The sequence below is a fragment of the Streptomyces sp. NPDC029674 genome, assembly GCF_044903205.1.
GTDB lineage: Bacteria > Actinomycetota > Actinomycetes > Streptomycetales > Streptomycetaceae > Streptomyces.
On the sequence record NZ_JBJDPY010000007.1, the window covers coordinates 217,097 to 242,227 of the forward strand.

Consider the following 25,131-nt stretch of genomic DNA (forward strand, 5'->3'; position numbering starts at 1 on the left):
CAGCGGCGATGACACGTCGATTCATGCCGGCCCCTCCAGATTCCGATTGGTGGGAGCGATTGTGGTCACACAGGGTCGAGGCGGTCTAGACCCATTGGGATAAGCGGCCGAACCGTGATGAGGGTTGCGGGTGACGCAACATACGCTCATAGCATTGCGCCCCATGCAACGCACGCGTTGCACATGTGGGTGCGGACGCAACGACGCCCGCCCAGGTCCGGTCGGGGACGAGGCGGGCGTCGCTCAGTTCCGTACGCCGTTGTACGGGACGTGTGAGGGGTGTCAGACCGTCAGGGAGCGGTCCGTGGGGCGGATCGGGGCGGGAAGATCACTCGCACCGGTGAGGAAGCGGTCCACACCGCGGGCGGCCGAGCGGCCCTCGGCGATCGCCCACACGATGAGCGACTGGCCGCGGCCCGCGTCACCGGCCACGAAGACGCCGGGGACGTTCGTCTGGAACTCGGCGTCGCGCGCGACGTTGCCGCGCTCGTCGAGCTCCAGGGCGAACTGGTCCACCAGGCCGTTCTCACGGTCCGTGCCGGTGAAGCCCATCGCGAGGGTGACCAGCTGGGCGGGGATCTTCCGCTCCGTGCCCGGCTTCGGGGTCAGCTTGCCCTCGATGAACTCCACCTCGACCATGTGAAGGAACTGGACGTTGCCGTCCTCGTCGCCCTCGAAGTGGGTGGTGTTGACGGAGTAGACCCGCTCGCCGCCCTCCTCGTGTGCGGAGGTGACCTTGTACAGCATGGGGAAGGTCGGCCACGGCTGGTGCGGGGCGCGGTCCTCGCCCGGCCTCGGCATGATCTCCAGCTGGGTGACGGAGGCCGCGCCCTGGCGGTGGGCGGTGCCCACGCAGTCCGCGCCGGTGTCGCCGCCGCCGATGACGACGACGTGCTTGCCCTCGGCGGAGACGGGCGTGGTGACGTAGTCGCCCTCCTGGACCTTGTTGGCCAGGGGCAGGTACTCCATCGCCTGGTAGATGCCCTTGAGCTCGCGGCCGGGGACGGGCAGGTCACGGGCGGTGGTGGCACCGGCGGCGATGACCACGGCGTCGTAGCGCCTGCGGAGCTTCGCCGCGTCGATGTCGCGGCCGATCTCCACGCCGGTGCGGAACTTGGTGCCCTCCGCGCGCATCTGCTCGATGCGGCGGTTGATGTGCCGCTTCTCCATCTTGAACTCGGGGATGCCGTAGCGGAGCAGGCCGCCGATGCGGTCGGCGCGCTCGTACACGGCGACCGTGTGGCCGGCCCGGGTCAGCTGCTGGGCGGCGGCCAGGCCCGCCGGGCCCGAGCCGATGACCGCGACGGTCTTGCCGGAGAGGCGCTCCGGGGCCTGGGGCGCGACGTCGCCGCGGTCCCACGCCTGGTCGATGATCGAGACCTCGACGTTCTTGATGGTGACGGCCGGCTGGTTGATGCCGAGCACGCACGCCGACTCGCACGGGGCCGGGCACAGGCGGCCCGTGAACTCCGGGAAGTTGTTGGTGGCGTGCAGCCGCTCCTGCGCGGCCGACCAGTCCTCGCGGTACGCGTAGTCATTCCACTCCGGGATCAGGTTCCCGAGCGGACAGCCGTTGTGGCAGAACGGGATGCCGCAGTCCATGCAGCGCGAGGCCTGCTTGGAGATGATCGGGAGGAGGGAGCCCGGAACGTAGACCTCGTTCCAGTCCTGGACGCGCTCGCCGACCGGGCGGGTCTGCGCGACCTCGCGGCCATGGTTCAGAAAGCCCTTGGGATCAGCCATTGGTCGCCGCCTCCATCATCTTCTCGGTGATCTCGGTCTCGGAGAGACCGGCTCGCTCGGCGGCGTCCTTGGCGGCGAGCACTGCCTTGTACGTGCTGGGGATGATCCTGCTGAAGCGCTCGACAGCGGTGTCCCACTCGGCGAGCAGCTTCTCCGCGACGGTCGAGCCCGTCTCCTCCTGGTGGCGGCGCACGACGTCGTGCAGCCACTTCTTGTCGGTGTCGTCGAGGGGCTCGACGGCCGCGAGGTTCCCGGCGTTGACGTTGTCGCGGTCGAGGTCGATGACGTACGCGATGCCGCCGGACATGCCGGCCGCGAAGTTGCGGCCCGTCTCGCCGAGGACGACCGCGTGGCCGCCGGTCATGTACTCGCAGCCGTGGTCGCCCACGCCCTCGGAGACCACCGTCGCGCCGGAGTTGCGGACGCAGAAGCGCTCGCCGGTGCGGCCGCGCAGGAACAGCTCGCCGCCGGTCGCGCCGTACGCGATGGTGTTGCCCGCGATCGTCGAGTACTCGGCGAGGTGGTCGGCGCCGCGGTCCGGGCGGACGACGATGCGGCCGCCGGAGAGGCCCTTGCCGACGTAGTCGTTGGCGTCGCCCTCCAGGCGCAGCGTCACACCGCGCGGCACGAAGGCGCCGAAGGACTGGCCCGCCGATCCTGTGAAGGTGATGTCGATGGTGTCGTCGGGCAGACCGGCGCCGCCGAACTTCTTCGTCACCTCGTGGCCGAGCATGGTGCCGACCGTGCGGTTGATGTTGCGGATGGCGACCTGCGCGCGGACCGGGTGGGCGTCCGTGGCGCTGTTCGCGGCGAGCGCGTCGGCGGCCAGCTTGATCAGCTCGTTGTCGAGGGCCTTCTCCAGGCCGTGGTCCTGGACCGCGATCTGGTGCCGGACGGCGCCCGCGGGCAGCGACGGCACGTGGAACAGCGGCTCCAGGTCGAGGCCCTGCGCCTTCCAGTGGCTGACGGCCTTCTCGGTGTCGAGGAGCTCGGCGTGGCCGACGGCCTCCTCGATGGAGCGGAAGCCGAGCTCGGCGAGGAGCTCGCGGACTTCTTCGGCGATGAACTCGAAGAAGTTGACGACGTACTCGGCCTTGCCGGTGAAGCGGTCGCGCAGCGCCGGATTCTGCGTGGCGATGCCGACCGGGCAGGTGTCCAGGTGGCAGACGCGCATCATGACGCAGCCGGAGACGACGAGCGGCGCGGTCGCGAAACCGAACTCCTCGGCGCCGAGCAGCGCGGCGATGACGACGTCGCGGCCGGTCTTCAGCTGGCCGTCGGTCTGCACGACGATGCGGTCGCGCAGGCCGTTGAGCAGCAGGGTCTGCTGGGTCTCGGCGAGGCCGAGCTCCCAGGGGCCGCCCGCGTGCTTCAGGGAGGTCAGCGGGGAGGCGCCGGTGCCGCCGTCGTGGCCGGAGATGAGGACGACGTCCGCGTGGGCCTTCGACACACCCGCGGCCACGGTCCCGACGCCGACCTCGGAGACCAGCTTCACGTGGATGCGGGCCTGCGGGTTGGCGTTCTTCAGGTCGTGGATCAGCTGGGCGAGGTCTTCGATGGAGTAGATGTCGTGGTGCGGCGGCGGCGAGATGAGGCCGACGCCGGGCGTCGAGTGACGCGTCTTGGCGACCCACGGGTACACCTTGTGGCCGGGCAGCTGGCCGCCCTCGCCGGGCTTCGCGCCCTGCGCCATCTTGATCTGGATGTCGTCCGCGTTGACCAGGTACTCGCTGGTGACGCCGAAGCGGCCGGACGCGACCTGCTTGATGGAGGAGCGGCGAGCCGGGTCGTACAGGCGCTCCGCGTCCTCGCCGCCCTCACCGGTGTTGGACTTGCCGCCCAGCTGGTTCATGGCGATGGCGAGGGTCTCGTGCGCCTCCTTGGAGATGGAGCCGTACGACATGGCGCCGGTGGAGAACCGCTTGACGATCTCGGAGGCGGGCTCGACCTCGTCGATGGAGATCGGCTGCCGGCCCGACTTGAAGCCGAACAGGCCTCGCAGCGTCATGAGGCGCTCGGACTGCTCGTTCACGCGGCCCGTGTACTGCTTGAAGATGTCGTAGCGGCGGCTGCGCGTGGAGTGCTGGAGGCGGAAGACCGTCTCGGGGTCGAAGAGGTGCGGCTCGCCCTCGCGGCGCCACTGGTACTCGCCGCCGATGTCGAGGGCGCGGTGCGCGGAGGGGATGCCGGAGGCGGGGTAGGCCTTGGCGTGCCGGGCGGCGACCTCCTGCGCGATGACGTCGAGTCCCGCACCGCCGATCTTCGTGGTCGTGCCGCTGAAGTACCGCTCCACGAAGGACTGTTCGAGACCGATGGCCTCGAAGACCTGGGCGCCGCGGTAGGAGGCGACGGTGGAGATGCCCATCTTGGACATGACCTTCAGGACGCCCTTGCCGAGCGCGTAGATCAGGTTGCGGATGGCCTGCTCGGACTCGATGCCGGGCAGGAACGTTCCGGCGCGGACGAGGTCCTCGACGGACTCCATCGCGAGGTACGGGTTGACGGCCGCGGCGCCGTAGCCGATGAGGAGGGCCACGTGGTGGACCTCGCGGACGTCGCCCGCCTCGACGAGCAGACCCACCTGGGTGCGCTGCTTGGTGCGGATGAGGTGGTGGTGGACGGCCGAGGTGAGCAGCAGCGAGGGGATCGGCGCGTGCTCGGCGTCGGAGTGCCGGTCGGAGAGCACGATCAGGCGGGCGCCGGCCTCGATGGCGGCGTCGGCCTCGGCGCAGATCTCGTCGATGCGGGCGGCGAGGGCCTGGCCGCCGCCGCCGACGCGGTAGAGGCCGGAGAGCGTCGCGGCCTTCATGCCGGGCATGTCGCCGTCGGCGTTGATGTGGATGAGCTTGGCCAGCTCGTCGTTGTCGATCACCGGGAAGGGCAGGGTGACGCTGCGGCACGACGCGGCGGTCGGCTCGAGCAGGTTGCCCTGCGGGCCGAGCGAGCTGTTCAGCGAGGTGACGAGCTCTTCACGGATGGCGTCCAGCGGCGGGTTGGTGACCTGCGCGAACAGCTGCGTGAAGTAGTCGAAGATGAGGCGCGGGCGCTCCGAGAGGGCCGCGATGGGGGTGTCGGTGCCCATGGAGCCGAGCGGCTCGCCGCCGGTCTTGGCCATCGGCGCGAGGATGATGCGCAGCTCTTCCTCGGTGTAGCCGAAGGTCTGCTGGCGGCGCGTGACGGAGGCGTGCGTGTGCACGATGTGCTCGCGCTCGGGCAGGTCGGAGAGCTCGATCTCGCCGGCCTCCAGCCACTCCTGGTACGGCTTCTCGGCGGCGAGCCCCGCCTTGATCTCGTCGTCCTCGACGATGCGGTGCTCGGCGGTGTCGACGAGGAACATCCGGCCGGGCTGGAGGCGGCCCTTGCGGACGACCTTGGCGGGGTCGATGTCGAGGACGCCGACCTCGGAGCCGAGGACGACGAGGCCGTCGTCGGTGACCCAGTAGCGCCCGGGACGCAGACCGTTGCGGTCGAGCACGGCGCCGACCTGGGTGCCGTCGGTGAAGGTGACGCAGGCAGGGCCGTCCCAGGGCTCCATCATCGTGGAGTGGTACTGGTAGAAGGCGCGGCGTGCCGGGTCCATGGAGGCGTGGTTCTCCCAGGCCTCCGGGATCATCATCAGCACGGAGTGGGGCAGCGAACGCCCGCCGAGGTGGAGGAGTTCGAGCACCTCGTCGAAGGACGCGGAGTCGGAGGCGTCCGGCGTACAGATCGGGAAGATCCGGTCGAGCTTCTCCTGTCCTCCGAAGAGGTCCGAGGCGAGCTGCGACTCGCGGGCGCGCATCCAGTTGCGGTTGCCCTTGACGGTGTTGATCTCGCCGTTGTGCGCGACGAAGCGGTACGGGTGCGCGAGCGGCCAGCTCGGGAACGTGTTCGTCGAGAAGCGGGAGTGGACGAGCGCGACGGCCGTGGCGAAACGGCGGTCGGACAGGTCGGGGAAGAACGGCTCCAGCTGGCCGGTGGTCAGCATGCCCTTGTAGACGATGGTGCGGGACGAGAGCGAGGGGAAGTACGTCCCGGCCTCGCGCTCGGCGCGCTTGCGCAGCATGAACGCCTTGCGGTCCAGTTCGAGGCCCGCGGTGTCGCCGTCGGCGACGAAGATCTGCCGGAAGACGGGCATCGTCGAGCGGGCGGTGGCGCCGAGCAGCTCGGGGGCGACGGGGACGTCGCGCCAGCCGAGGACGGTGAGGCCCTCTTCGGAGGCGATCGTCTCGATCTGTGAGACGGCTCCGTCGGTGGTGCCCGCGGTGTCCACGGGCAGGAAGGCGATGCCGACGGCGTAGGCACCGGCCGCGGGGAGCTGGAATCCGGCCACTTCGCGGAGGAAGGCGTCCGGGACCTGGAGCAGGATGCCCGCACCGTCACCCGAGTCCGGCTCGGAGCCGGTGGCGCCGCGGTGCTCGAGGTTGCGCAGTACGGTCAGCGCCTGTTCGACCAGTTCATGGCTGGCAACACCGGTCAGGGTGGCCACGAATCCGACGCCGCAAGCGTCGTGTTCGTTGCGGGGGTCGTACATCCCCTGGGGGGCGGGGCGACCGTCCATGGGCGACCAGGCGTGGGTACGCATCGGCACTCCCGTCGTCGTCGAGGCAACTACATGTGGCAAGGGACGACGTTGGCCCTGGCAAAATTTCGTGCAGATTACATGATGGAACGCTTCTCGAAAAGCGGATAGCTCATTCCACCATGTGGACACCGCTCGCGGAGGTGTGGAGCGGTTCGGAGGGGTACCCGCTCGTTCCGGAGAGGGACCCTCGGGACCATTGCGGACAGATCCATGACCGAAGGTCCGTAGCGACACAGGCCTCATTGCCCGCAGCGCTTACGGCTCATGCCCACTGGTCACGGTGTCGAAACCGCCGAGTAACGACTAGTTATGCAAGGTCCCGCATAGGCCTGCAGCGGCTCATCCTACGGCGGTACCGAACAAGCTGCCCAGGGCGTACGTCACACCGGCCGCCGCTCCACCGAGCGCGAGCTGCCGCAGCCCGCTGAACCACCAGGACCTCGCGGTCACCTTGGCCACCACCGCGCCACACGCGAAGAGCCCGATGAGCGCGAGCAGCAGGGCGGGCCACAGCACGGTGGCGCCGAGCAGATACGGCAGTACGGGGAGCAGGGCGCCGAGCGCGAACGAGCCGAAGGACGAGACCGCGGCGACGGTCGGCGAGGGCAGGTCGCCCGGGTCGATGCCGAGCTCCTCGCGGGCGTGGATCTCCAGGGCCTGCTCGGGGTCCTTGGAAAGCTGCCGGGCGACCTCACGGGCAAGCTCCGGCTCGACTCCGCGCGACGCGTACAGCTCGGCGAGCTCCCGCTCCTCGTCCGCGGGATGCTTGCGCAGCTCGCGCCGCTCCACATCGAGCTCGGCCTCGACGAGCTCGCGCTGGGAGGCCACGGAGGTGTACTCACCGGCCGCCATGGAGAAGGCGCCGGCGGCGAGCCCCGCGAGGCCGGTGATGACGATGGTCTCCCGCGAGACCGCGCCGCCCGCCACACCGGTCATCAGTGCGAGGTTGGAGACGAGTCCGTCCATCGCTCCGAAGACCGCCGGACGCAGCCAGCCACCGTTCACGTCGCGGTGGGTGTGGTTGTCGCGGTGCGCCTCGTGCAGAGTCGCTTCGGTCTCGATGATCGCCATGGTGGAGCCCCCTCGTGCGTGCTTGGACGATCTCGAAAGTACGCGCGAAAAAAATCTCCCGCCAGCAAGGAAGGCCGTACTTACCTGCGAAAACGCGCCCCGCGGAGGCTTCGACGGGGAGCGGCGAAGGAGTGATCTGAGCCCGTACATGCTCGTGTGAGCACCCCGCGTGGCAGAGATGTAGTGGCAGAGATGTAGTGGCAGAGATGTGGTGGCAGAGATTCCCCAAGCGCCGCATCCCAAGCACCGCACCCAGCGGTCCGCGCACGACCGGCGGTCCGCGCACAAGGGAGGCACGGCATGGCGTCCACCGCATGCGTTCCCTCGGTCCCGGCGCCCGGCGACGCCGACGACCTCCGCGAGCGGGCGCGCGGCGCGCTGCTCGGTCTCGCGGTCGGCGACGCGCTCGGCGCCCCCGCCGAGAACATGAAGCCGTCCGAGATCCGCCGCCGCTGGGGCCGCATCACGGGATACGTCGCCGAGCACCCGGCCGGCACCGACGACACCGAGTACGCGATCTTCTCCGGACTCCTGCTCGCCCGGCACGGCTCCGCGCTGACGGTCGCGCACGTCGAGACGGCCTGGCACGAGTGGATCGCCGACCTCGACGAAGGCCCGTTCCGCGGCGCGGGCTTCAGCGAGCGCGGCACCCTGGAGAACCTGCGCAGGGGCCTCGCCGCCCCCATCTCCGCCCAGCACCGGCACGCGTGGAGCGACGGCCTCGCGATGCGGGCCGCGCCCTTCGGCGTCTTCGCGGCGGGCCGCCCGGACGAGGCCGCCCGCCTCGTCACGATCGACGGCTCCGTCAGCCACGACGGCGAGGGCATCCACGGCGGCCGTGCGGTGGCGGCGGGCGTCGCGGCGGCCATGACAGGAGCGCGGGTGGACGCCGTCGTGACGGCGGCTCTCTCCGTCATCCCGGACGACAGCTGGACGGCCCGCTCCCTGCGCCGCGCGGTGGCGGTCGCACACCGCGGCGAACGGGCGGTCCGCTCCGCGGTGGTCATCGGCGGCTACCCCTGGACGGACCTCGCCCCCGAGGCGGTGGGCCTGGCCTTCGGCGCGTACGCGGCGGCCCGCGGCGACTTCCGCTGCGCGGTGCTCTCGGCGGTGAACATGGGCCGCGACGCCGACACGACGGCGGCAGTAGCAGGCGCCCTGGCGGGCGCGACGTGCGGCGCCGCAGCGATCCCCCAACCCTGGTCGGCAGCGATCGGCCCGGCCCGCGGCAGCTGCCTGCCCTCGATGCGGGGGCAACACGTACTGGACGTGGCGGACCTGCTGACGGCGGATGGTGAGGCGTGATGAGCACCGTCCCCGCCGCGGACAGGCGCGCCGCTCCTGCCACGGGCGACCGAGCCGCTCCCGCCGCGGGCGACCGCGCCGTCCCGGCTGTGGGCGATCGCGCCGCTTCCGCCGCGGGCGACCGAACCGCTCCCGCCCCGGGCGACCGAACCGTCCCCGCCGCAGGCGACCGAACCGCTCCCACCGCAGGCGCCCGTGCCGCTCCCGCTGCGGACAGGCGTGCCGCTCCCGCCACGGACCACCGCGCCGCTCCCGCTGCGGACAGGCGTGCCGCTCCCTCCACGGGCGACCAAGCCGTCCCCGCCACGGGCGACCGAGCCGCTCCCACTGTGGGCAAGCGTGCCGCAGGGCGATGGGGGTCCCCCCTGGTCGAGCGCAGTCGAGAGCTTGGGGGAGGGTGGGCACAGCCCCCGGTGCCGGGTACGGATCAAGGAGGCCCCCACCGAAGTAAAGGCTCCCCCGCCGAAGCGCTTCTGCTAGGCCTCGCGGCAGGCGACGCCGCAGGGTGGCCCGCGGCCAGGCACCGTGCCGCGCGGATGCCCGAGTGGACACGGCGACTGACCCGCGAACTCGACACCTTCGCCGAGCAGAACGCCACCACCACCCTTCCCGTCCCCATCGCCCTGAACCAGCCGCCCGAGCCCCTCCGCCTCGGCCCCTCGGACGACGCCGAATGGGCGGCCTTCACCGCCGAGTCCCTGCTCCGCGCGGCGGACGGCACCCTGGACACCGGCCTGGCCCCGGACCGCCGGGTCCGCGCGGCGCTCGACCTCTCCTGGAACACCCTCGCCGCCGAGATCGCCGCGGCGGCGGACCGCGCCCCCGAGGTCGAGTCCGCGGTCCTCCCGCTGCGCGCCCGCATCTCCGTCCGCGCGGGCCTCGGCAACCTCGCCGCGGGCCTGCGCCCGCCCGCCACCGGCCACGACAACCCGCACTACTTCGACGACGCGGCCTGCGTACGGGCCTGCGTGCTCGCCCTGGTCCACCCCGGCGACCCCGAACGGGCCGCCGCCCTCGCGGAGTTCGACGCCCGCTACACCCAGGACGGCGACGGCGCGCACGGCGCCCGCGCGATGGCCGCCGCGATCGCCGCCGCGCTCGCGGAGGCCGACGTCGACACCGCGGTGGAGTGCGCGCTCGACCAGCTCCCTGAGCACACGGAGATCGGCCGCAACGCCCGGCACGCCGTGAAGACGGCCCGCGCCCAGGCGGACGACGGCGCCTTCGCCCTCGTACCGCTCCTGGAGCACCAGATCGTCGACCACGTCTACAGCTACGGCATCGCCGCCGCCGAGACCGTGCCGGTCGCCCTCGCCCTGGCCACCGCCGCACGCGGCCGCATCCAGGAGGCGGTGCCCGCCGCCGCGTGCCTGTCGCGCGTCGCGGACTCGGCGCCCGCGCTCGCCGGGGCGCTGACCGGCGTACTGGGCACGGCGGCCGCGATCCCCGGAGGCTGGCGCGACGCCTGCCGCACCCTCTCGGGGTGCGCCCTCCCCCGTCTCGCGGGCACCGACCTGGTGAAACTCGCCGGTCAGCTGGCAGCCACGGAACTGACCACTCCAGGTGGACAATCCCGACATGACGACCACGAGTACGAGCCTGACCACGGGCACGACGACGCCACCCACTGAGCCGTCCCTGTCCGACCGCATCGCGGGCAGCCTCATCGGCGCCGCCGTCGGCGACGCGCTCGGCGGCCCCGTCGAGGGGTACGCGCCCGAGCAGATCACCGAGCGCCACGGCGGGCGCGTGACCGGCATCGTCGGCCCCTGGAACGGCGACAGCTGGCGCACCGCCCGCCCCATCGCGCCCTACCACAAGGGCGACGGGCACGTCACCGACGACACGTTGATGACCCACGCGCTCGTCCGCGTGTACGCCACCGTCCGCGACCACCTCGACGCGTACGCCGTGGCCGACCACCTCGTCCCCGACCTGATGACGAACCCGCGCTGGATCCCCGAGCTGGAGGCCGAGGCGCTCCCCCTGCACCGGATCTTCCTCGCCGAGAAGTGGCTCGTCGCCCGGCTCCACTACGGCCACGTCGACCCGCGCGAGGCCGGCACCGGGAACATCGTCAACTGCGGCGCGGCGATGTACATGGCGCCGGTCGGCCTCGTCAACGCGGCCGACCCGCGCGCCGCGTACGCCGAGGCCCTCGACATCGCCGGCGCCCACCAGTCCTCGTACGGCAGGGAGGCCGCGGCGGTCTTCGCGGCGGCCGTGGCGGCGGCCTGCGCGCCCGGCGCCACGGCGGACTCCGTCGTCGAGGCGTGCCTGTCCCTGGCGAAGGACGGGACGCGCGACGCGATCGAGGCGGTGGCCGAAGTCGCCGCGCGGCACCGGGACTTCGAGTCGGCGCTGGCCCCCGTCCGGGCCGCCGTCGCCCCCTTCGACACGGTCGGCCCCGACTACCGGGCCCCCTCGTTGGGCGCCCGCCGCCCCTCCCGCCTGCACTCCGTCGAAGAGCTCCCCGTCGCCCTCGGCATGCTCCTGACCGGCGAGGCCGACTACCGCCGCACGGTGCTCGGTTCGGTCAACTACGGCCGCGACTGCGACTCCATCGCGACGATGAGCGGCGCGATCGTGGGCGCGCTGCGCGGCGCGGACGCGGTCCCCGCCGACTGGGCCGAGCGGGTCGCCGAGGCCAGCCGCCTCGACCTGCGCGCTCCGGCGACGGCGCTCACGGCGGTGGCGGAGGAGATCTTCGCCAGGGACGTACGCCGCCGCAGGGCCCACGAGTCGGCGTTCGCCGCCCTGACGGTCACGTACCGATGATCCGCCTGACGTGGGTCCAGCCGGAGGACCTGGTCGGCCACGAACTCCAGCAGGCGGAACTGGAGGGCCGCGATGTCTCGGCGGCACGCTCCCGCTGGCTCGCGGCAGGCGGCCACCCGGCCCCACCCCGCGCGGGCGCGTCCCCTGCTCCGGCCCCGCCCCACCTCCGCGCCCTGGCGGAACAGCTCCTGGACGAACTGGCCGTCCCGCCGTGGACAGGCGCTCCGCACCGAGTGCCTCCCGGTGCCGCCCCCGCCCCGGACGACCTCCGGCACCGCCTGCACGCCGCCTGGCTGGGCCGAGCCGCAGGCTGCGTCCTCGGCAAACCCGTGGAAAAGCTCCCCCTGGACGGCATCCGAAGCCTCGCCCAGGCAACGGGCAACTGGCCCCTGCACACCTGGTTCACGGAGCGAGGCCTCCCGCCCGGGCTCAAGGCCACGTACCCCTGGAACAAGCGCTCCGCGCAGACCTCCCTCGCCGAGAACATCGACGGCATGCCCGAGGACGACGACCTCAACTACCCCCTCCTGAACCTGCTCCTCCTCCAGCGCCACGGAAAGACCTTCACCACCGCGGACGTGGCGCGGCTCTGGCTGGACGAGCTCCCCGCGGGCCGCACCTTCACCGCCGAACGCGTCGCCTACCGCAACCTCCTCCAGGGCATCGAACCCCCGCACACCGCCACCCACCGCAACCCGTTCCGCGAGTGGATCGGCGCCCTGATCCGCGCCGACGTGCACGGCTGGACCAACCCCGGGGCCCCCGAGGCCGCCGCCGAGCAGGCTTGCCGCGACGCCGTACTGACGCACACGGGCAACGGCGTGTACGGAGCGATGTTCGTGGCGGCCGTCCTCGCGGAGGCGGCGGCCGGACACGCGGACGTCCACCGCTGCCTGCGCGTCGGCCTCACCACCGTCCCCGAGGACTCCCGCCTGTCCCGCGCCGTGCGGCACGGCATCCAACTCGCCGAGTCCGCGCGGGACTTCGACGACGTGGTGGACCGCCTCCACGAGACGTACGCCACCCACCACTGGGTCCACGTCCTGCCCAACAGCGCCCTCCTCGCCGCCGCCCTCACCCACGCCGACGGCGACTTCACCGGCTCCATCACGCGTGCCGTCTCCGGCGGCTGGGACACCGACTCGAACGGCGCGACCGCCGGCTCCGTCGCGGGCCTCCTCGCCGGCGGGCCCGACGCGCTCCCCGACCGGTGGACGGCGCCCCTGAAGAACCGGCTCGCCACCTCCGTGGGCGACTTCGACGGCATCGGCTTCGACGCGCTCGCAGACCTCACCACCGCACTCACCGCCCGGGAGGCACCCCGCCCATGAGCCCCACGCCCCACATCGCCGTCCTCGGCAGCGCCAACATGGACCTCGTCGCGTACGTCGCCCGGGCACCACGGCGCGGCGAGACCGTGACCGGCCGCGAATTCCGCACCGCACCCGGCGGCAAGGGCGCCAACCAGGCCGTCGCGGCGGCCCGCGCGGGCGCCACCGTCTCCCTGATCGGCGCGGTCGGCACCGACGCCCACGGCAGCAGGATCCGCTCCTGCCTGGAACACACCGGCGTCGACACGGACCTCCTGCGCACCGTCGAGACACCCACCGGCATTGCGCACATCGTCGTCGACGACGAGGGCGGCAACGCCATCGTCGTGATCCCCGGCGCCAACGGCACCGTCACCGCCCTCACCCCCGGCGACGAGGGCCTGATCGCCTCCGCCGACGCCCTGCTGCTCCAGCTGGAAATCCCCCTCGAAGGCGTGATCGCCGCCGCCCGGGCCGCCCGGCGCCACGGCGTCCGCACCCTCCTCACCCCCGCCCCCGCCCAGCCCCTGCCGCCCGAACTCCTCGCCGCCACCGACCTGTTGCTGCCCAACGAACACGAGGCCGCCACCCTCACCGGCATCACCGACGACCCGGTCGCCGCGGCCAAGGCCCTGCTCTCCCAGGTGCCCGAGGTCGTCATCACCCTCGGCTCGCGCGGCAGCCTGTACGCGGCACGCGACACCGAACCGGTCACGGTGCCCGCCCACCGGGTCACCGCGGTCGACACCACCGGCGCGGGCGACACCTTCGCGGGCACCCTCGCCGTGGCGCTCGCCGAGGGCAAGTCGCCTGACAGAGCGCTCAGTTGGGCTTCCTCGGCGGCAGCGCTCGCGGTGCAGCGGCCGGGCGCGTCGTCGTCCATGCCCTGCCGCAAGGAGATCGACGGCCAGGCAGGTGTCACGTCATGACCGCTCCCCTCACCGGCCTCCGCGTCCTCGACCTCGCCACCCTCTTCGCGGGCCCCCTCGCCGCCACGATGCTCGGCGACTTCGGCGCCGAGGTCATCAAGGTCGAGCACCCCACGCGCCCCGACCCGTCCCGTGGCCACGGCCCGTCGAAGGACGGCGTCGGCCTGTGGTGGAAGCTGCTCGGCCGCAACAAGCGCACGATGACCCTCGACCTGTCGACGCCCGGCGGCCGCGACACGCTCCTGCGCCTTGCTGCCACCGCCGACGTGATCGTGGAGAACTTCCGCCCCGGCACCCTGGAGAAATGGGACCTCGGCTGGGAGGAACTGCACGCCGTCAATCCCCGTCTCGTCCTCACCCGCGTCACCGGCTTCGGCCAGTTCGGGCCGTACTCCCGCCGCCCCGGCTTCGGCACGCTCGCCGAGGCGATGAGCGGCTTCGCCGCGATCACCGGCGAGCCGGAGGGCCCGCCGACCCTGCCGCCGTTCGGCCTCGCCGACTCGATCGCGGGCCTGGCGACGGCGTACGCGGTGATGACGGCCCTCGCGGCCCGCGACCGCACGGGCGAGGGCCAGGTCGTCGACATGGCGATCATCGAGCCGATCCTCACGGTCCTCGGCCCCCAGCCGCTCTGGTACGACCAGCTGGGCCACGTACAGCCCCGCACCGGCAACCGCTCCACCAACAACGCGCCCCGCAACACCTACCGCACGGCGGACGGGAGCTGGGTCGCCGTCTCCACCTCCGCCCAGTCGATCGCGGAGCGCCTGATGCGCCTGGTCGGCCGCCCGGAACTGATCGCGGAGCCGTGGTTCGCGTCCGGCGCGGACCGGGCGCGCCACGCGGACGTCCTCGACGAGGCGGTCGGCGGCTGGATCGCCCGGCACACCCGCGCCGAGGTGATCGAGGCCTTCGAGAAGGCGGAGGCCGCGGTCGCCCCCATCCAGGACGTACGCGACGTCATGACCGATCCCCAGTACGCGGCCCTCTCCACGCTCACCACGGTCGACGACCCGGAGCTCGGCCCGCTGCGCATGCAGAACATCCTCTTCCGGCTCTCCGCGACCCCCGGCGCGATCCACTGGGCGGGCCGCCCGCACGGCGCCGACACGGACGCCGTCCTGGCCGAACTCGGCCTGAGCGAACGGGAGATCACCACCCTGCGCAAGGAGGGCGCGCTGTGACCGTCCACTCCCCACTGACCTGGCTGTACGTTCCCGGGGACCGGCCGGAGGTAGTCGCCAAGGCCCTCCACGCGGGCGCCGACGCGGTGATCGTCGACCTGGAGGACGCGGTCGCCCCCGACCGCAAGGAGTACGCGCGATCGGCGACGGCCGAGCTGCTCTCGGAGCCCCGGCCGGTCCCCGTCCACGTCCGCGTGAACGCCCTGGACGGCCCGCTGGCCGAGACGGACATCCGCACCCTCGCCCCGCTCCCCGGCCTGGCGGGCCTGCGCCTGCCCAAGGTCACGTCCCGTGCCGAGGTCATCCGCGTCGCCGAGCGCGCCGTCCCCGCCGACGGCGGCGCGCTCGCCCTGCACGCGCTGGTCGAGTCGGCGCTCGGCCTGGAGCACGCCTTCGCCATCGCCACCGCGCACCCGGCCCTGCGCGGCCTCTCCCTCGGCGAGGCGGACCTCCGCGCCGACCTGGGGCTGCGCGAGGAGGCGGGCCTCGACTGGGCGCGCTCCCGGGTGGTGGTGGCCGCGCGGGCGGCGGGCCTGGCCCCGCCCGCCCAGTCCGTCCACCCGGACATCCGTGACCTGGACGGCCTCGCCGCCTCCTGCGCCCGGGGCCGCGCGCTCGGCTTCCTCGGCCGCGCGGCGATCCACCCCCGCCAGCTCCCGGTCATCGAGCGGGCCTACCTCCCCACCCCCGAGGAGATCGAGCGGGCGGAGGAGATCACCAAGGCGGCCGCGACGGACGAGGGCGCCCTGGCGCTGCCGGACGGCCGCTTCGTGGACAAGGCGGTGGTGGAGGGCGCGCGCCGGGTCCTGGCGCTGGCCCACAGGGTGTGACCGCCCACACGCGGGAAGAGCGTCAGCTCTTCGGCTCGGCCGAGGACTTCGCCCCGTCGGTGTCCTCGGCAGCCTTGTCGGCTTTGTCGGCCTTGGTGTCGCTGGAGTCCTCGCCCTTGGTGAGCTTCACCGCGTCACCGGCGCCGGCACCGTCACCTTCGACCTCGTCGGAGGCGCCCGGCTCGACGATCTCCTCGCGTCCGGGGCGGGTCTTCGCCGACACCACGAGGTAGGCGACGGCCAGCAGGAACACCACGATGGCGGTCCACACGTTCAGCCGCACGCCGAGCACGTGGTGCGCGTCGTCGACCCGCATGTACTCGATCCAGCCGCGCCCGGCGCAGTACGAGGCGACGTACAGCGCGAACGCCCGGCCGTGTCCGAGCTTGAAGCGGCGGTCGGCCCAGATGACCAGGACGGCGACGCCGATGCACCACAGCGACTCGTACAGGAAGGTGGGGTGGTACGTCCCCGGGACCCGGCCGTCCTCGGCGGAGGTGATCTTCAGCGCCCAGGGCAGGTCCGTGGGCTTGCCGTACAGCTCCTGGTTGAACCAGTTGCCCCAGCGGCCGATGGCCTGCGCGAGGGCGATGCCGGGGGCCAGCGCGTCGGCCCAGGCCGGCAGCGGGATGCCGCGGCGGCGACAGCCGATCCACGCGCCGACGGCGCCGAGCGCGATCGCGCCCCAGATGCCGAGGCCGCCCTCCCAGATCTTGAAGGCGTCCACCCAGTCACGGCCGTCGCTGAAGTACAGCTGGTAGTCCGTGATCACGTGGTAGAGACGCCCGCCGACGAGGCCGAACGGCACGGCCCACACGGCGATGTCGGCCACGGTGCCTGTCCGGCCCCCGCGAGCGATCCATCGCTTGTTGCCGAGCCAGACGGCTACGAAGACGCCGATGATGATGCAGAACGCGTAGCCGCGCAGCGGAATGGGGCCGAGTTCGACCACACCGCGCGACGGACTGGGAATGAAGGCAAGGTCCATGACACGACCGACGCTACCGTGCCGGGCGTGGGGGGCGGCAATCGGTCCGGCTACGGGTGCATAACAGGAGTGCCGCCCCCACGCGTCACTTCCGGTTCTCCTCTTCCACCGTCTTCTTCAGCTTCTGGGGGGTCAGCGGGTTCTGCTGGTCGCTGAAGACATCCTTGCCGTTGAGCCGCACCGTGGGGGTGCCGCGCAGCTTGGCGTCCTGGAAGGCCTTGTTGGACTTGTCGACCCAGCTGTCGTGCGTGCCGTCCTCGACACACTTCTTGAAGGAGTCGGTGACCAGTCCGTCGACCTCACCGGCAAGCTCGATCAGCTTGTCGTTCTTGCCGAACGCGTCGTCGGGCTCCGGCGGCTGGTTCTTGAAGAGCACGTCGTGGTACGGGGTGAACTTGCCGGCGTCCTGCGCGCACGCCGCGGCATTGGCCGAGCGGCGGGAGCCGCTGCCGCCCATGTTCCCGTCGATGAGGGTGGCCAGGTGGTACTCGACCTTGAGCTGGCCCTTGTCGGCGAGCTCGTGGATCGTCGAACGGAAGCCGTCCTCGAACTGCTTGCAGGCCGGGCAGCGGAAGTCCTCCCAGATGGTGAGGGTCGACTTGGCGCTGTCCTTGCCGACGGGGATCGCGGGCCCGTCCTTGTCGGCCGCTCCCTTGGGCGCGACCACCGGGCCCGCCGAGTCGTCCTTCTTGTCGTCGCCGGCATTGGCGGCGAGCAGCCCGACCACGGCGGCGAGGCCGAGCACGCCGACCACCGCGGCGCTCACGATCAGCGCTCTGCGCCGCTTGTCGCGGGCCTTCTGCCGCTCTCGCTCCGCCGCCATACGCTCGCGGGCCGCTCGCTTTTCCTCACGGTTCTTCTCGCTCACACCCCGCCAAACGAACCGGGGAGGCACGAGCGTGCCTCCCCGGTCCAGGTCCACCCGTACGAGTTACGCGGTGCCGCGGACCCCGTCCGCGAGCTCACCGGCGAGGGCGCGCACGGCGGCCAGGCCCGCGGCCTCGTCCGGCGCGTCGAGCATCCGCTGCACGAAGGCGGAGCCGACGATCACTCCGTCGGCGAAGCCCGCGACCTCGGCGGCCTGGCGGGCGTTGGAGACGCCGAGGCCGACGCAGACCGGCAGCTCGGTGGTGGCCTTGGTGCGCCGCACCAGGTCCTGCGCCTGCTCCCCGACGGACTCGCGGGTGCCGGTGACGCCCATCAGGGACGCCGCGTACACGAAGCCGGAGCCCGCCGCGGTGATCGTGGCGAGCCGCTCGTCCTTGCTGCTCGGCGCGACGACGAAGACCGTCGCCAGGCCGTGCTTCTCGGCGTGCTCCCGCCACAGCGCCGACTCCTGGACGGGCAGGTCCGGCAGGATGCAGCCGGCGCCGCCCGCCTCGGCGAGCTCGGCGGTGAAGCGCTCCACGCCGTAGCGGTCGATGGGGTTCCAGTACGTCATGACGAGCACCGGCTTCCCGGTCGCCTCGTACGCCTCGCGGACGGTGCGCATGACGTCGCGGATCTTGAGGCCGCCGCGCAGCGCGATGTCGTCGGCGGTCTGGATGACCGGGCCGTCGAGCACCGGGTCGGAGTGCGGCAGGCCGACCTCGACCACGTCCGCGCCGCCCTCGAAGACGGCCTTGACGGCCGCGATGCCGCCGTCGACGGTGGGGAATCCGGCGGGCAGGTAGGCGATGAGGGCGGCCCGGCCCTCGGCCTTCGCGCCCGCGAGGGTGTCGTCCAACAGCCTGATGTTGCCGCTCACTTGGCGTCCCCCTCGATCTCCGCGCCGGTGCCGGGCTCGTCGGCCTCGACGGTGGCGTCCGTGTCGTACAGGCCGAAGTAGCGCGCGGCCGTGTCCATGTCCTTGTCGCCGCGCCCGGAGAGGTTGACGACGATCAGGCCGTCCTTGCCGAGCTCCTTGCCGACCTCCAGGGCCCCGGCGAGGGCGTGGGCGCTCTCGATGGCCGGGATGATGCCCTCGGTCCTGGAGAGCAGCCGCAGGGCCTGCATGGCCGCGTCGTCGGTGACCGCGCGGTACTCGCCGCGGCCGCTGTCCTTGAGGTAGGCGTGCTCGGGGCCGATGCCGGGGTAGTCCAGGCCCGCCGAGATCGAGTAGGGCTCGGTGATCTGGCCCTCCTCGTCCTGGAGGACGTAGGAGCGCGAGCCGTGCAGGATGCCGGGCTCGCCCGCGGTCAGGGTGGCCGCGTGCTCGCCGGTCTCGACGCCGTGTCCCGCGGGCTCGCAGCCGATGAGGCGCACGTCCGCGTCCGGGATGAAGGCGTGGAAGAGGCCGATGGCGTTGGAGCCGCCGCCGACGCAGGCGATCGCGGCGTCGGGCAGCCGCCCGGCGCGCTCCAGGATCTGGCGGCGGGCCTCGACGCCGATGACGCGGTGGAAGTCGCGGACCATGGCGGGGAAGGGGTGCGGTCCGGCGACGGTGCCGAAGAGGTAGTGGGTCCTGTCCACGTTCGCCACCCAGTCGCGGAACGCCTCGTTGATGGCGTCCTTCAGGGTGCGGCTGCCGGACTTCACGGCGACGACCTCGGCGCCGAGCATCCGCATCCGAGCCACGTTCAGGGCCTGGCGCTCGGTGTCGATCTCGCCCATGTAGATGGTGCATTCGAGGCCGAAGAGCGCGCAGGCGGTGGCGGTGGCGACGCCGTGCTGTCCCGCGCCGGTCTCGGCGATGACGCGGGTCTTGCCCATGCGCCGCGTGAGCAGGGCCTGCCCGAGCACGTTGTTGATCTTGTGCGAGCCGGTGTGGTTCAGATCCTCGCGCTTGAGGAAGACGCGGGCGCCGCCGGCGTGCGCCGCGAAGCGGGGGACTTCGGTGAGGCTGCTGGGCCGCCCCGTGTAGTTGACGAGCAGGTCGTCCAGCTCGGCGGCGAAGGCGGGGTCGCTCTTCGCCTTGTCGTACTCAACGGCGACCTCGTCCACGGCGGCGACGAGGGCCTCCGGGATGAACTTGCCGCCGAACGCGCCGAAGTACCCTTCGGCGCTGGGGATTCGACCCTCCGGGTCCGGGATGAAGTAGTCACTGGGCATGCGGAATCCTCGCTAGGACTGGCGTTGACGTCTGGCACGCGTGCGCCCTGGCGCCGTTGCTGGCCGGGATTCGTCGCGACTGCGGCCCGTCGTGGGCTTGTCGCGCAGTTCCCCGCGCCCCTGACGGGGCGCTGTCAGCTCTCGGCGGCGCACAAGGCGCCGCCCTGCCATCGCATCCCGGGGATCTGACCGGGCTCGGCCCCGATGTGGTACCGCACCCGCCGGCCCCGCACACGCCGCGCGGGCGCCCGGCAGCCGCGCGGGCGGCAGCCGGGTGCGAGGCGGGCGGAGATCGACATCGGGAGGAGTCAGCTCCGTCCGTGCCGGAGGGCCGGGTGCGTGCCCGCGGCGACCAGGTCGGCGACCGCGCCCTTCGGGTCGCGGCCGGTCACCAGGGACTCGCCGACGAGCACCGCGTCGGCGCCCGCGTTGGCGAAGGCGATCAGGTCGTGCGGTCCGCGCACACCGGACTCGGCGATCTTGACGACATTGTCCGGCAGCTCGGACGCGACGCGCTCGAAGGTGGAGCGGTCGACGTTGAGGGTCTTGAGGTCGCGGTTGTTGACACCGATGACCCGGGCGCCCGCGTCGACGGCGCGCTCGGCCTCGTCCTCGTCGTGCACCTCGACGATCGGCGTGAGGCCGATCGATTCGGCGCGCTCGATGAGGGACTCCAGGGCGGGCTGCTCCAGGGCGGCCACGATCAGCAGGGCGAGGTCGGCGCCGTACGCCCTGGCCTCCCACAGCTGGTACGAGGTGACGATGAAGTCCTTGCGGAGCACCGGGATGTCGACCTTGGCGCGGACGGCCTCCAGGTCGGCGAGCGAGCCGCCGAAGCGGCGCTCCTCGGTGAGCACGGAGATGACGGCGGCGCCGCCCGCCTCGTAGTCGGCGGCGAGACCCGCCGGGTCGGCGATCGCGGCGAGCGCACCCTTGGAGGGGCTGGAGCGCTTCACCTCGCAGATGACCTTGACGCCGTCGCCGCGCAGGGCCGCCGCGCCGTCCTTGGCCGCGGGAGCGTTGGCCGCACGCTCCTTGAGCTCGTCGAGGCTGACGCGCGCCTGCCGCTCCGCGAGGTCGGCACGGACTCCGTCGATGATCTCGTCGAGCACACTCACGCGAGCGGCCCCCTTCCCTGACGGTTGAGCTGACGTTCAAGCTGGTCACTGCGATGGTATCCGCAGGAGGGCGAAGGCCTCGCATCCGGTTGACACCCGTCCCACGACCTGGACATTCACCACCCGTCCGGCCTGCGCTCTCAGGGATGCAGCCAGGATCCGAACGGCAGATTGCGTACGAGGGTGAAGATCGCGACGAGGGCCCCGACGCCCCACAGCTGCGGCGTCCCCAGCTCGATCCGCACCGGCCGCCCGCGCAGGGTCCTGATCACCCACACGGTCCACACCACGGCGAAGAGGACGTATCCGGCGACGGCGAGCGCGTTGGCGCCGAGGGCCGCCGTGAAGTCGCCGTGGACGAAGGCGTGCGCGCTGCGCAGGCCGCCGCAGCCCGGGCAGTAGACGCCGGTGAGGCGCAGCAGCGGGCAGGCGGGGTAGTGGCCGGGTTCGTTCGGGTCGACGGCGCCGACGTACGCGAAGGCGCCCACGACGGAGGCGAGCACGCCGGCCGGGACGAGCAGGCGGGTCAGGACGGCGGGCGCGGCGCTCTCGGGGTCGGCGGTCACCCCCGCATTATGCGGAAGAGGCGGCCCCGGCACCTGCCGGACCGCCTCTCGCCGTACTGCGTGGGTCAGCTCTCGGACCGCGCGGCCTGCCGGTGCGGACGCTTGACCTGGCCCATACCCGCGGCGCGCATGGCACCGCCCACGAGGCCGCCGATGACGATGATGGCCATGCCCGCCCAGAAGCCCGGCACGTTGGCCATCACCATGAAGGCACCCGCGACGCAGAAACCGATGAAGGCGATGATGACACCGGTCCAGGCGGCCGGGGTGTGTCCGTGGCTGCTGCCCGCCATTGAATTGCTCCTCGTTGCTGTATGCGTGGTGGTGAGTGGGAAGCCCACCGCGAGTCGGACGCTCGCTGGCATTGTCCCGTACTCGCGCGTATGACGTGAGCGCGGGGTCACGTTTCGCGCGTCGGGTCCTCGCCGCGGTCGAGGGCCTTCCACAGCTCCTCGGGCCGCTCGGGGTCCGGGGCGCGGCGCGCCTTGCGGGGGCTGGGCGAGCCGTCGCGTTCGTACCGGCCCGACATGGCGGGCCACGAACGGCCGTACGTGAGGGCGAGCAGCCCGGCGAGCAGGATCAGCACGCCCGCGGCGGCCGCGGCGTACGGCCAGGCGGTGTGGCTCAGGTCGCCGATGGTGGCGGCGGCGTCACCGGAGGCCGTGGCGGCCTTCTCATCGAGCGCGTCGCTGTCGTCGGCGCCGAGCAGCGCGGCGGCGACGATGCCGCCGCCGCTGAGCGTGAGGAGCAGGGAGACCAGGAAGCGTCCGGCGCGGCGGACCGCGAAGACCGCGACGAGCGCGGCGAGGCCCACTATGGCGAGGGCCGCGGGGACGCCGGTGACGTCGCTGCCCTTGGCGGTCAGCGGCAGCTCGCCGCCGGCCACCGACGCGGTGCCGTGGGCCCAGTCCTGGCGGGAGGCGAGCAGGGCGAGGGCCGCGCCGACGGCGCCGAGCAGCAGCGCGGCGGCGATGCTGCGCCTGCTGCTGCGCTGGGCGCGGCTCTCGGACGCGGCCTCGGTACGGGGCGGAGGTACGGCAGAAGTCACCCGTCCACTATCCCTCACGGGCCGGACGGTCGTGCAGCCGGTTCGCCGTGTGGATGGCGCGGAGCACGGCGGCGGCCTTGTTCCGGCACTCGGTGTCCTCGGCGACGGGGTCGGAGTCGGCGACGACCCCCGCTCCGGCCTGCACGTATGCCGTGCCGTCGCGGAGCAGGGCGGTGCGGATGGCGATGGCGGTGTCGGAGTCGCCGGCGAAGTCGAGGTAGCCGACGCAGCCGCCGTACAGGCCGCGGCGGGACGGTTCGAGCTCGTCGATGATCTGCATCGCGCGTGGCTTCGGGGCGCCGGAGAGGGTGCCTGCCGGGAAGCAGGCGGTGAGGACGTCGAAGGCGGTGCGGCCGCCGGCGACCTGTCCGGTGACCGTCGACACGATGTGCATGACGTGGGAGTACTTCTCGATCGACATGAAGTCGACGACCTCGACGGAGCCCGGTTCGCAGACCCGGCCCAGGTCGTTGCGGCCGAGGTCGACGAGCATCAGGTGCTCGGCGCGCTCCTTGGGGTCGGCGAGGAGTTCGTCGGCGAGGGCCTGGTCCTCCTGCGGGGTGGCGCCGCGGTGCCGGGTCCCGGCGATGGGGTGGACCATGGCGCGCCCGTCCTCGACCTTGACGAGGGCCTCCGGGCTGGACCCGACCACGTCGAATCCCTCGAAGCGGAAGAGGTACATGTACGGCGACGGGTTGGTGGCCCGCAGCACCCGGTACACGTCCAACGCGCTCGCCGTGCACGGGGTCTCGAACCGCTGCGAGGGCACGACCTGGAAGGCCTCGCCGGCCCGGATGCGTTCCTTGATGTCCTCGACGGCTTCCTGGTACTGCTCGCCGCCCCACAGGGCGGTGTACTCGGGGAGTTCGGAGGGCGGCAGGGCGGCCGGGGGCTGGGAGACGGGCCGGGAGAGGTCGGCCTCCATGGCGTCGAGGCGGGCGACCGCGTCGGCGTACGCCTCGTCGACCCCCGTCTCCAGGTCGTTGTGGTTGATCGCGTTGGCGATCAGCAGGACCGAGCCGTCCCAGTGGTCGAGGACGGCGAGGTCGCTGGTGAGGAGCATGGTCAGCTCGGGCAGGTTCAGGTCGTCCCGCTCCCCCGGGCCGATCTTCTCCAGGCGGCGCACGATGTCGTAGCCGAGGTAGCCGACCATGCCGCCGGTGAAGGGCGGCAGGCCGTCGGCGCTGACCACGTCGCGCGGGGTGTGCAGTATGCCGATGGTGGCGCGCAGGGCGGCGAGCGGGTCGCCGGAGGTGGGCACGCCGACGGGCGGGGTGCCGAGCCAGTGGGCCTCGCCGTCGCGGACGGTGAGGGCGGCGGCACTGCGGACGCCGACGAAGGAGTACCGAGACCACGACCGGCCGTTCTCCGCCGATTCGAGGAGGAAGGTGCCGGGGCGTTCGGCGGCGAGCTTGCGGTAGAGCCCGACGGGGGTGTCACCGTCCGCGAGGAGCTTGCGGCTGACGGGGATCACGCGGCGGTCGGTCGCCAGCTTGCGGAAGGTCTCGAGGTCCATGGCAGCGACCCTACTGACCGGGCGCGGGCGCGCCGGGCACGGGCAGTACGGGCAGCACGTCGGTGTCGAAGCAGGTGCGGGTGCCCGTGTGGCAGGCCGCGCCGACCTGGTCGACCTGGACGAGGACGGTGTCCGCGTCGCAGTCGAGCGCCACCTCCTTGACGTACTGGAAGTGCCCGGACGTGTCGCCCTTGACCCAGTACTCCTGGCGGCTGCGCGACCAGTACGTGCAGCGCCCGGTGGTGAGGGTGCGGTGCAGCGCCTCGTCGTCCATCCAGCCGAGCATCAGCACCTCACCGGTGTCGTACTGCTGGGCGATGGCGGGGACGAGCCCGTCGGCGCTGCGCCTGAGGCGCGCGGCGATGTCCGGGTCGAGGCTGCTGCTGGGCGGGGGCACGCTGGTCATGGCCCCATTGTGCCGCCCTTCTCGGCCCCTTCTGATGGGCGTCCACTGTGCGGACCGGTGGCACGGTCGTAGGCTGGCTGGTATGTCGACCCATGCGAAGCGTGAACGACTTCTCCTCGCCGACCTGTTGGAGGCGGAGGAGCCCGAGGCGGCCACTCTGTGCGAGGGCTGGAAGACCCGTGACCTCGCGGCCCACGTGGTGGTGCGCGAGCGGCGCGCCGACGCGGCGGGCGGACTGCTGATCAAGCAGCTCGCGGGGCGCCTGGAGCGGGTGCAGGCCGAGTTCGCCGCGAAGCCGTACGACGAACTGATCCAGCTGATCCGGACGGGGCCGCCCCGGTTCTCCCCCTTCGCCCTCAAGCAGGTGGACGAGGCGTCGAACGCCGTCGAGTTCTACATCCACACGGAGGACGTGCGCCGCGCCCGTCCCGGCTGGACCCCGCGCGAGCTCGACCCGGTCTTCTCCGACGCCCTGTGGTCCCGCCTGGAACGCACGGCCCGCCTGGTGGGCCGCAAGTCACCGACGGGCCTGGTCCTGCGCCGCCCGGACGGCCGGACGGCGGTGGCGCACCGGGGTGTCCCGGTGGTGACGGTGACCGGCGAGCCGCCCGAGCTGCTGCTGTTCGCGTACGGCAGGCAGGAGGCCGCCGACGTCGCTCTCGACGGCGACAAGGAGGCGATCGCGACGCTGCACGAGAGCAAGCGGCTGGGTCTCTGAGACGCGTAATGAAGTCAGTGCCGCCAC

22 protein-coding genes are annotated in these 25,131 nt (G+C 72.4%); 8 read left to right on the forward strand and 14 right to left on the reverse strand.

Going from position 1 to position 25,131, the window contains the following annotated elements; translation table 11 throughout:
- Window positions 1-282: 282 nt before the first annotated feature.
- The 3 genes from ACI2L3_RS19005 to ACI2L3_RS19015 form a co-directional block, all read right to left on the reverse strand.
- Window positions 283-1,743, reverse strand: a complete 1,461-nt coding sequence (locus ACI2L3_RS19005) for a glutamate synthase subunit beta (protein WP_404753497.1) — start codon at window positions 1,741-1,743, stop codon at window positions 283-285.
- Complete coding sequence (gene gltB, locus ACI2L3_RS19010) at window positions 1,736-6,256, reverse strand: glutamate synthase large subunit (protein WP_404753692.1); 4,521 nt, start codon at window positions 6,254-6,256, stop codon at window positions 1,736-1,738. Before gltB ends, ACI2L3_RS19005 begins: the two co-directional genes overlap by 8 nt.
- Before the next feature lie 390 nt (window positions 6,257-6,646).
- The gene (locus ACI2L3_RS19015) at window positions 6,647-7,378 is read right to left on the reverse strand and encodes a VIT1/CCC1 transporter family protein (protein ID WP_404753498.1); all 732 of its coding nucleotides are present in this window, start codon (window positions 7,376-7,378) and stop codon (window positions 6,647-6,649) included.
- Window positions 7,379-7,678: 300 nt separating this feature from the next.
- Here ACI2L3_RS19015 and ACI2L3_RS19020 point away from each other — a divergent pair, with 300 nt between their 5' ends.
- From ACI2L3_RS19020 to ACI2L3_RS19050, 7 genes are all read left to right on the forward strand, one after another.
- On the forward strand, window positions 7,679-8,683 hold the full coding sequence (locus tag ACI2L3_RS19020) for an ADP-ribosylglycohydrolase family protein (protein ID WP_404753499.1): 1,005 nt from the start codon (window positions 7,679-7,681) through the stop codon (window positions 8,681-8,683).
- A 365-nt stretch (window positions 8,684-9,048) separates the two neighbouring features.
- On the forward strand, window positions 9,049-10,314 hold the full coding sequence (locus ACI2L3_RS19025) for an ADP-ribosylglycohydrolase family protein (protein ID WP_404753693.1): 1,266 nt from the start codon (window positions 9,049-9,051) through the stop codon (window positions 10,312-10,314).
- Complete coding sequence (locus tag ACI2L3_RS19030; protein WP_404753500.1) at window positions 10,262-11,461, forward strand: ADP-ribosylglycohydrolase family protein; 1,200 nt, start codon at window positions 10,262-10,264, stop codon at window positions 11,459-11,461. The genes ACI2L3_RS19025 and ACI2L3_RS19030 overlap by 53 nt, the downstream gene beginning before the upstream one ends.
- The gene (locus ACI2L3_RS19035) at window positions 11,458-12,792 is read left to right on the forward strand and encodes an ADP-ribosylglycohydrolase family protein (RefSeq protein ID WP_404753501.1); all 1,335 of its coding nucleotides are present in this window, start codon (window positions 11,458-11,460) and stop codon (window positions 12,790-12,792) included. The genes ACI2L3_RS19030 and ACI2L3_RS19035 overlap by 4 nt, the downstream gene beginning before the upstream one ends.
- The gene (gene rbsK, locus ACI2L3_RS19040; RefSeq protein ID WP_404753502.1) at window positions 12,789-13,700 is read left to right on the forward strand and encodes a ribokinase; all 912 of its coding nucleotides are present in this window, start codon (window positions 12,789-12,791) and stop codon (window positions 13,698-13,700) included. Before ACI2L3_RS19035 ends, rbsK begins: the two co-directional genes overlap by 4 nt.
- Window positions 13,697-14,884, forward strand: coding sequence for a CaiB/BaiF CoA transferase family protein (locus ACI2L3_RS19045; RefSeq protein ID WP_404753503.1), 1,188 nt, complete (start codon window positions 13,697-13,699; stop codon window positions 14,882-14,884). The genes rbsK and ACI2L3_RS19045 overlap by 4 nt, the downstream gene beginning before the upstream one ends.
- Window positions 14,881-15,714 carry an HpcH/HpaI aldolase/citrate lyase family protein gene (locus ACI2L3_RS19050; RefSeq protein ID WP_404753504.1) on the forward strand — a complete coding sequence of 278 codons (834 nt, stop codon included), beginning with the start codon at window positions 14,881-14,883 and terminating at the stop codon, window positions 15,712-15,714. Before ACI2L3_RS19045 ends, ACI2L3_RS19050 begins: the two co-directional genes overlap by 4 nt.
- A 22-nt stretch (window positions 15,715-15,736) precedes the next feature.
- Here ACI2L3_RS19050 and lgt read toward each other — a convergent pair whose 3' ends face one another.
- The 11 genes from lgt to hisI form a co-directional block, all read right to left on the reverse strand.
- A complete protein-coding gene (gene lgt, locus ACI2L3_RS19055) occupies window positions 15,737-16,702 on the reverse strand; it encodes a prolipoprotein diacylglyceryl transferase (RefSeq protein ID WP_404753505.1) in 966 nt (321 codons plus the stop codon).
- An 85-nt stretch (window positions 16,703-16,787) separates the two neighbouring features.
- Entirely contained in the window at window positions 16,788-17,570 is a 783-nt protein-coding gene (locus ACI2L3_RS19060) for a DsbA family protein (RefSeq protein ID WP_404753506.1), read from the reverse strand.
- 63 nt (window positions 17,571-17,633) lie between these two features.
- Window positions 17,634-18,449 carry a tryptophan synthase subunit alpha gene (gene trpA, locus ACI2L3_RS19065; protein WP_404753507.1) on the reverse strand — a complete coding sequence of 272 codons (816 nt, stop codon included), beginning with the start codon at window positions 18,447-18,449 and terminating at the stop codon, window positions 17,634-17,636.
- Window positions 18,446-19,732: a tryptophan synthase subunit beta gene (gene trpB, locus ACI2L3_RS19070; protein WP_404753508.1), complete on the reverse strand. Its 1,287-nt coding sequence runs from the start codon at window positions 19,730-19,732 to the stop codon at window positions 18,446-18,448. The genes trpA and trpB overlap by 4 nt, the downstream gene beginning before the upstream one ends.
- A gap of 134 nt (window positions 19,733-19,866) precedes the next feature.
- Complete coding sequence (gene trpM / locus ACI2L3_RS19075; RefSeq protein WP_404753509.1) at window positions 19,867-20,031, reverse strand: tryptophan biosynthesis modulator TrpM; 165 nt, start codon at window positions 20,029-20,031, stop codon at window positions 19,867-19,869.
- A gap of 9 nt (window positions 20,032-20,040) precedes the next feature.
- Window positions 20,041-20,850 (reverse strand): indole-3-glycerol phosphate synthase TrpC, encoded by an 810-nt coding sequence (trpC, locus tag ACI2L3_RS19080; protein WP_404753510.1) that lies wholly within the window; start codon window positions 20,848-20,850, stop codon window positions 20,041-20,043.
- Between the two features lie 140 nt (window positions 20,851-20,990).
- Window positions 20,991-21,416 carry a DUF2752 domain-containing protein gene (locus ACI2L3_RS19085; protein WP_404753511.1) on the reverse strand — a complete coding sequence of 142 codons (426 nt, stop codon included), beginning with the start codon at window positions 21,414-21,416 and terminating at the stop codon, window positions 20,991-20,993.
- A 65-nt stretch (window positions 21,417-21,481) separates the two neighbouring features.
- Window positions 21,482-21,709, reverse strand: coding sequence for an HGxxPAAW family protein (locus ACI2L3_RS19090; protein ID WP_365356573.1), 228 nt, complete (start codon window positions 21,707-21,709; stop codon window positions 21,482-21,484).
- A gap of 107 nt (window positions 21,710-21,816) precedes the next feature.
- The gene (locus ACI2L3_RS19095; protein ID WP_404753512.1) at window positions 21,817-22,464 is read right to left on the reverse strand and encodes a TIGR02234 family membrane protein; all 648 of its coding nucleotides are present in this window, start codon (window positions 22,462-22,464) and stop codon (window positions 21,817-21,819) included.
- A 7-nt stretch (window positions 22,465-22,471) separates the two neighbouring features.
- On the reverse strand, window positions 22,472-23,980 hold the full coding sequence (locus ACI2L3_RS19100; protein ID WP_404753513.1) for an anthranilate synthase component I: 1,509 nt from the start codon (window positions 23,978-23,980) through the stop codon (window positions 22,472-22,474).
- A 10-nt stretch (window positions 23,981-23,990) separates the two neighbouring features.
- Complete coding sequence (gene hisI, locus ACI2L3_RS19105) at window positions 23,991-24,386, reverse strand: phosphoribosyl-AMP cyclohydrolase (RefSeq protein ID WP_404753514.1); 396 nt, start codon at window positions 24,384-24,386, stop codon at window positions 23,991-23,993.
- An 82-nt stretch (window positions 24,387-24,468) separates the two neighbouring features.
- Here hisI and ACI2L3_RS19110 point away from each other — a divergent pair, with 82 nt between their 5' ends.
- Window positions 24,469-25,104 (forward strand): TIGR03085 family metal-binding protein, encoded by a 636-nt coding sequence (locus ACI2L3_RS19110; protein ID WP_404753515.1) that lies wholly within the window; start codon window positions 24,469-24,471, stop codon window positions 25,102-25,104.
- Window positions 25,105-25,131: the final 27 nt, after the last annotated feature.